The following is a 6,858-nucleotide window of genomic DNA, read 5'->3' on the forward strand; positions in this document are numbered from 1 at the left end:
CAAGAGCATCAGACTCGGCTGCTTAAGCTTCTTGGTGTTCTGTATGAAGCAGTTTATTCCTAAATTGGCTGCGGAATGACGGGTTTACTATATTAATAGTATTGATGAGAATAATTCCTATGCCTGTTTTTCTAGCCTTGTTTATTAGTTGCTAGTTTGCACTTAATTGTTTCCAAAATAGGTCTAATTAAACTACTCACCATTATTGGTTTGCTTTTAAGTTATTGATATTACATGGGTGTTGGTAAATTTAATTTAAGCTAACTAGTAGCATGTCACAGATTTCCTTTTACGCAAAACTTGTCTTATTTAAATATCAATAGCCAACTCGAATCCTCTCTCTAAAATAACCACAACAATTATAAGCTTTACCCTAAGCGACAAAAATCAAAATAAAAATAACGATTCCAATAACGAAAACATGGAGGCCCAATGGCCAACTTATTGATATCTATTGCCCCTATTATTTTACTCATATGGATGATGACCAAAAAAAAGGCCATCCCTTCAAATATTGCTTTGCCGCTAACTGCACTTTTAGTCGGTGTCATTCAACTGTTTTACTTTAACGCGCACATCACGCCACTTGTGGCCAGTGCTATTGCAGGTGCGCTATCTGCCATCACACCAATTTCGATTATCGCCGGAGCCATACTTTTAAATAGAACCATCTCTTTATCCGGTGCGGAAGCGGTCATCAAGCGTTGGCTAGAAGGCGTCAGCCGCAATCAAATTGCGCAGCTTATGATCATTGGTTGGGCGTTTGCCTTTATGATTGAAGGTGCATCAGGGTTTGGTACACCGGCGGCAATTGCAGCGCCAATCTTGGTTGGACTTGGTTTTCCGGCGCTTCGTGTGGCTATGTTGGCGCTTATTATGAATTCTGTGCCTGTCTCTTTTGGTGCGGTGGGTACGCCAACTTGGTTCGGCTTTAGTGGTCTTGGGCTAAGTGAACACGATCTACTCGAAATTGGCCGCACTTCTGCATTGCTGCATACGGTCGCTGCTGTTTTTATTCCGGTAATTGCGCTGAGCTTTGTCGTAAGCTGGAAGTCCATCCTACGTAATATCATCTTTATTCAGCTCAGCATTTTTTCCTGCACATTGCCATACCTTGCTTTCGCGCAGTGGAACTACGAGTTTCCAGCACTGATTGGTGGGGCGATTGGTCTCACCATTTCAATTGTATTGGCGCGGTTAAATATCGGGATGGAGCCAAAACAGCCAGAGGAAAATGAGCAACAAGCGCAGATTCCAAGGGCCGAAATTATCAAGGCAATGAGTCCAACATTACTGCTTATCGCCATTCTCATTATTACTCGTATCCAGCAGCTAGGGATAAAGCAGCTCTTAACCGATTCGACTCAGCTATTCACCGTTCAACTTGGTCATTTTGCGGAGTTTAGTGTCTCGAATGCCTTAATCTTAAAGCTGAGCCAGATACTGGGAACTGATACGTCATGGGCATACAAAACCTTGTATGTGCCTGCTTTAATCCCTTTTTTATTGGTGGTGCTCGTCAGTGCACTCGTCTTCAAAATGAGTAAACAGCAGCTAGGCCAAGTGTTTACTGAAACGGGGCAGCGAATCAAAACACCTTTCATTGCACTGGTGGGAGCTCTGATCATGGTGAAGTTTATGATGATGGGAGACGCAAACTCTCCAATCATGACAACTGGCCGAGCGCTGTCTGATCTGTTGGGCACCAGTTGGCAGTTCTTTGCTTCATACCTTGGCGCATTGGGCGCGTTCTTCTCTGGCTCGGCGACCGTTTCTAATCTCACATTTGGTGGCATTCAGCAAACCATTGCGCAGACAGTTGGCTTGCCACAAAACCTTATTTTAGCACTGCAATCTGTCGGCGGTTCGATGGGCAACATGGTCTGTATTAATAACATCATCGCCGTTTCAACCATTTTGGGAATCGCCAATAAAGAGGGTTACATCATCAAACGAACGGTGATCCCTATGGTTCTGTATGGGGTGATTGTCGCCTTAGTGAGCAGCGTTATTTAAACCAATTATGCCTACCTGCGCTGTAGTAAGGGCTTTGGGAACAGAGTCATGCAGGTGGGCAAATTATAAAAAATCACTGGATTTAGGGCGTATGCCGAGTAATCAAAGTCAGTGAACACTGGAGCATAAAAATGAAGGTTAACTTTTTTGTCACTTGTTTATGTGACTCTGTGAAATCGGAAGTCGCCAAAAAGACGGTGCTACTTCTAGAGCAGTTGGGCTGCGAGGTTCTATTCCCAACTCAGCAAGGTTGTTGTGGTCAGCCGTCATTAAACAGCGGCTATATTGAGCAAAGCAAACCAGCCATGAAAAAGTTGATTGAGAGCTTTGAAGGCAATGATTTCCCAATCGTGACGCCTGCAGGATCTTGCGCAGCTTCTATCAAAAAATACCCAGAATACTTAGCCTCTGAACCTGAGTGGGCTGAAAGAGCACAAAAGGTTGCGGATCGCTTATTCGAGCTGACTCAGTTCATCGTTAACAAGTTAGATAAAGTGGATGTTGGCGCTCGTCTTAACGGCCGTGCGGTTTACCACCCATCCTGCAGCTTGATTCGTAAATTGGGTGTGCGTGAAGAGCCGCTCAAGCTACTAGAAAATGTAGAAGGGTTGGAGATGTTGCCGATCAAAAACCAAGAAACGTGCTGCGGTTTTGGTGGGACGTTCTCGGTCAAAATGTCAGAAATTTCCGGCGAAATGGTGAAGGAAAAAGTCCGCCATATCAGTGATGTCAGTCCAGACTATTTAATTGGCGCTGATATTAGCTGTTTGATCAACATTGGTGGTCGTATTAGCCGTGAAGGCAAGCCTGTCAAAGTGATGCATATCGTTGATGTGCTGTTGAGTCGTTAAGGAGAAGAGTATGTCGATGAAAACCAGCGATGTGAACTTCAAGCAGCGCATCAAAGTAAAAATGCAAGATGAGTTTATGCGTCACTCTGTGGCGAACGCTCAGGAACGTATGTTCAACAATCGCCAAATTGCAGCGGACAAACTCGGCCACTGGGAAGAATGGCGTGATATGGGCATGGACATTCGTAATCATGTATTAGAGAACCTAGATTACTACCTGCATCAACTGAGTGAAAACGTGGTTAAAAACGGAGGCAGTGTGTTTTTTGCTTCGACTGCAGAAGAGGCAACAGATTACATCGAAACCATCATTCAGCAGAAAGAGGCCAAAAAAGTCGTCAAATCCAAATCTATGGTGACGGAAGAGATTGGTCTAAACAAAGTGATTGAGCGTAATGGCTGCGAAGTGGTTGAAACCGATTTGGGTGAATACATTTTGCAAGTGGATGACTGCGATGCGCCTTCGCATATCGTTGTGCCGGCTCTACACAAAAACCGTACGCAAATTAAAGCGATTTTTAAAGACAAGCTCAACTACCAAGGCTCGGAAGATCCAGAAGAGATGACGCGCTTTGTACGTGATTATATTCGCCATGATTTTTTAGAGGCGGATATTGGCATTACCGGTTGTAACTTTGCTGTCGCGGAGTCGGGCACGGTTACTCTAGTCACCAATGAAGGTAACGCCCGTTTGGCGACAAGCTTGCCAAAAACGCATATTGCCGTGATGGGGATGGAGCGTATTGTTCCAACTTTTGAAGAGCTGGATATTGTGATCAGTTTGCTTTGTCGCAGTGCGGTCGGTTTACCATTAACCGGGTATGTCACCGCCTTAACTGGCCCACGTGAAGCAGAGCATTGTGACGGCCCTGAAGAGTTCCATCTAGTGATTGTCGACAATGGCCGATCAGATATTTTGGGCTCTGAGTTTAAAGACATCTTGCGCTGTGTTCGCTGCGCGGCTTGTGTGAATACGTGCCCGGCTTACCGTCACATTGGCGGCCAATCGTACGGCTCTATCTATTCGGGCCCAATTGGTGCGGTCCTTTCCCCACTTCTTGGTGGGTACGATGATTTTAAAGATCTGCCATACGCATGCAGCCTATGTAAATCTTGTCATGACGTTTGCCCAGTTAAGATCCCGCTTTCTGACCTACTTATGAAGCATCGTGAAAAAATGGCTAGTGACAAGATCACGCCTTTTAGTGAACGGGCTATCGTTTCTGGTTTCAACCTAATTAACGCTAAACCGCTTTTGTGGGATATGAGCATCAAAGTGGGTGCAACAGTCGCTAGCGGTTTGATCCGAGATGGAAAAATGCCACTCAGTGTCGGCGCAATTAAGCAGTGGAATGAATCAAGAGATCTTCCAACTCCAGATGGCCAGTCGTTCCGTAGCTGGTTTGCCAATCGAAAACAGAAATAAGGATCTCATGATGTCTACGTTAAAAGATAACAGCCAGGCAGCAATTCATAATCGCGATCAGTTTCTGCTTAATATTGCCAACAAACTTGGTAGAAGCGCTCCGTTAACACAGGTTACAAGGCCTTTGCTTCGTCACTCATACCACCAAGAGGTGATGAAAGGGCTGAGTACCGAACAGTTAAAGCAAGTATTGCAAGAGTATGCGCACACCTCGTTAGGGGCTGAAGTGATTGAGACGACAAAGAGCCAGCTTCAAGCGGTGTTGGGTGAAGTCTGTCAGTGTGCTTGCACCGCCGAACAAGATACAAAGAGAGTCGATACGATTTTTTCAGCGTCTCCTGCTTTATTGGAACTTGTCACGCCATCGGAGCTCGCGAACGAACAGCACCACGTGCACATTTGGGATAACGCCTTAGGTTATGAAGCGAATATCACTATTGCGGAGCGCGCTAAGATTGGTGTCGTAATGGCGGAACAAGCACTCGCTGAGTCAGGAACCGTAGTGCTTTATAGCGATCCGAAACAAGGTCGATCAATTAGCTTATTGCCAGAAAGTTCTGTCTTCGTGATTGCCAAAAGTACGCTGCTAGCTCGTTTAACTCAGGCGACGATGACACTGCATAAAAAAGCTCAAAAGGGTGAACGCATTCCTTCATGCGTTAACTTTATCTCAGGGCCAAGCTCTACTGCTGATATTGAGCTGATCAAAGTGGTGGGAGTGCATGGTCCTGTCTCAGCGACTTACATCATCGTTGATGACATGTAATTAGAATTCAATTTGCTCTATGGGAACAGGGCATCAAGGCACATCTCATGTGGCTGTGCCTTTCTTCTATTAATGGCTCGTCTCTTATTAGGTGAACCGTTATAATCCTTTCATACTCTTGCTCTTTAGAGGATCTCCTATGCCGCAAGTTGATGATCTTATTCTGTTTACGCAAGTCGTTGAACACGGCTCTTTTAGTAAAGCTGCGGAACATAACCACACCACCAAGTCGATGATCAGCAAAAGAGTGAGCAAGCTTGAAAGTGATCTTGGGACGCAACTGCTTTATCGCACCACTCGTAAACTGACGTTAACAGAGGCAGGAGAGGTGCTTTATCATCGCTCTAAAGATATCTACTCCACAGCCAATGCCGCGTTTAAGTCGATAACGGGTTACAACGAATCTTTAGCGGGTCATATTAGAATGTCGGTGCCAACCATTTCTGGCGAGTTGCTACTGGCTGAGTCTATTTCCGAGTTTTGCAATAACAATCCTGGCCTGACCGTTGATATGTCGATGGATAACCACTTCGTTGACTTGATTGAAGATAACTATGATTTAGTGATCCGCACTGGCTATTTAGAGGATTCAAGTCTCATCGCGCGTTTTATATTTAATTCTCGCTGGATGATTTGCGCTTCTCCGCAGTACCTTGAAAAACACGGTGAACCGAAAACACCAAAAGCCCTTCAAAGGCATAATTGCTTGGGCTATACCCATGAAACAGGCGGCACCTTTAACTGGCAGTTCAAATGCAACAGTGACAATTACACCTTGAAAGTATCGGGTAATTTCTCTTCTGACAATGCCGCTGCACTGCGTAAAAGTGCGATAGCTGGCAATGGTCTCGCTTACTTACCGACATGTTTGGTCTATCAAGATCTTCAACAAGGAAAACTGGTTGAGGTGCTTTCAGAGCACACCAGTAAAGTGGTCGGCATTTATGCGGTTTATCCATACACTCGCAATCCGGCGAAACGAATTCAAGCATTGATTGAGCACATCAGAGAAAGCTATTTGTCTATTCAAGAGTGTTTTTAAACAGGCGAATTCGTTTGGCTGCTATGCCTGCTCAGATAGAGCACATTCAGCTCCGCACCAACCACTGAGATGAAAGGTTCACCTTCATGCGGCTCTTAATGTGGGCTGCAATGAGGAAGAAGTGAAAGAGGTTATTTTACAAATGTCTGTTTATGCCGGATTTCCTGCAGCATTAAATGGTATGTTCGCTTTTAAAGAAGTTCTTGAAGAAAAGAGCGAGCGTATAAATTTACTCGATTAGACAAGCAATACCCATTACCATAGTGCTAAATTCGTTAGCTAGTAATTACTTATGTCTCTACCTCCTTGCCCAAACTGTAACTCAGAATACGTTTATCCAGACCAAGACCACCTTGTTTGCCCAGAGTGCGCTCACGAATGGAACCCGACTCAGGCAACAGAAGAAGACGTCGTAAACGTGAAAGATGCCAACGGCACTTTGCTGCAGGAAGGTGATAAGGTCACGTTAGCGAAAGACTTAAAAGTAAAAGGCAGTTCGCTGGTACTTAAGATCGGCACCAAAGCAGTGATTCGTCGTATTAAAGACGGCAAAGATCATCAACTAGATTGTAAAGTCGATGGTGCTGGTGAAATGATGGTAACTGCGCAGTTTGTGAAGAAGGCTTAATACCTGCACTTAGATATCGCTTTCAGAAGCAACAAAAACAGCTCCCTAGGCGCTAATGCCGATCAGTTAAGACTTTAATCGGCAGATCAGTTGAATGATCCTACCAACATGTAACAATCCGATAGACCC

The 6,858-nt window shown here is 44.9% G+C and carries 6 protein-coding genes and 1 pseudogene; all 7 read left to right on the forward strand.

Annotated features, from left to right (window positions below):
* Positions 1-432 precede the first annotated feature (432 nt).
* The 7 genes and pseudogenes from R7Z77_RS23395 (at position 433) to R7Z77_RS23425 (ending at position 6,729) form a co-directional block, all read left to right on the forward strand.
* On the forward strand, positions 433-2,016 hold the full coding sequence (locus tag R7Z77_RS23395) for an L-lactate permease (RefSeq protein WP_064376459.1): 1,584 nt from the start codon (positions 433-435) through the stop codon (positions 2,014-2,016).
* A gap of 131 nt (positions 2,017-2,147) precedes the next feature.
* Positions 2,148-2,867: a (Fe-S)-binding protein gene (locus tag R7Z77_RS23400; RefSeq protein ID WP_064376458.1), complete on the forward strand. Its 720-nt coding sequence runs from the start codon at positions 2,148-2,150 to the stop codon at positions 2,865-2,867.
* Between the two features lie 10 nt (positions 2,868-2,877).
* On the forward strand, positions 2,878-4,293 hold the full coding sequence (locus R7Z77_RS23405) for a LutB/LldF family L-lactate oxidation iron-sulfur protein (protein WP_010447336.1): 1,416 nt from the start codon (positions 2,878-2,880) through the stop codon (positions 4,291-4,293).
* A gap of 10 nt (positions 4,294-4,303) precedes the next feature.
* Entirely contained in the window at positions 4,304-5,059 is a 756-nt protein-coding gene (locus R7Z77_RS23410) for a lactate utilization protein C (RefSeq protein WP_213916577.1), read from the forward strand.
* A 139-nt stretch (positions 5,060-5,198) separates the two neighbouring features.
* On the forward strand, positions 5,199-6,101 hold the full coding sequence (locus tag R7Z77_RS23415) for a LysR family transcriptional regulator (protein ID WP_010447341.1): 903 nt from the start codon (positions 5,199-5,201) through the stop codon (positions 6,099-6,101).
* Positions 6,102-6,174: 73 nt separating this feature from the next.
* Positions 6,175-6,342: pseudogene (locus tag R7Z77_RS23420) on the forward strand (carboxymuconolactone decarboxylase family protein); the annotation flags it as partial.
* 51 nt (positions 6,343-6,393) lie between these two features.
* Positions 6,394-6,729, forward strand: a complete 336-nt coding sequence (locus R7Z77_RS23425; RefSeq protein ID WP_213916576.1) for a zinc ribbon domain-containing protein YjdM — start codon at positions 6,394-6,396, stop codon at positions 6,727-6,729.
* The last annotated feature ends 129 nt before the right edge of the window (positions 6,730-6,858 follow it).

The sequence above is a fragment of the Vibrio sp. 1401 genome (genome assembly GCF_033340295.1).

What these genes read in the sequence shown, in the direction of transcription:
- R7Z77_RS23395 (WP_064376459.1), top strand. Translation starts at nt 433, where the DNA reads ATGGCCAACTTATTGATATCTATTGCCCCTATTATTTTACTCATATGG.
- R7Z77_RS23400 (WP_064376458.1), top strand. Translation starts at nt 2,148, where the DNA reads ATGAAGGTTAACTTTTTTGTCACTTGTTTATGTGACTCTGTGAAATCG.
- R7Z77_RS23405 (WP_010447336.1), top strand. Translation starts at nt 2,878, where the DNA reads ATGTCGATGAAAACCAGCGATGTGAACTTCAAGCAGCGCATCAAAGTA.
- R7Z77_RS23410 (WP_213916577.1), top strand. Translation starts at nt 4,304, where the DNA reads ATGTCTACGTTAAAAGATAACAGCCAGGCAGCAATTCATAATCGCGAT.
- R7Z77_RS23415 (WP_010447341.1), top strand. Translation starts at nt 5,199, where the DNA reads ATGCCGCAAGTTGATGATCTTATTCTGTTTACGCAAGTCGTTGAACAC.
- R7Z77_RS23425 (WP_213916576.1), top strand. Translation starts at nt 6,394, where the DNA reads ATGTCTCTACCTCCTTGCCCAAACTGTAACTCAGAATACGTTTATCCA.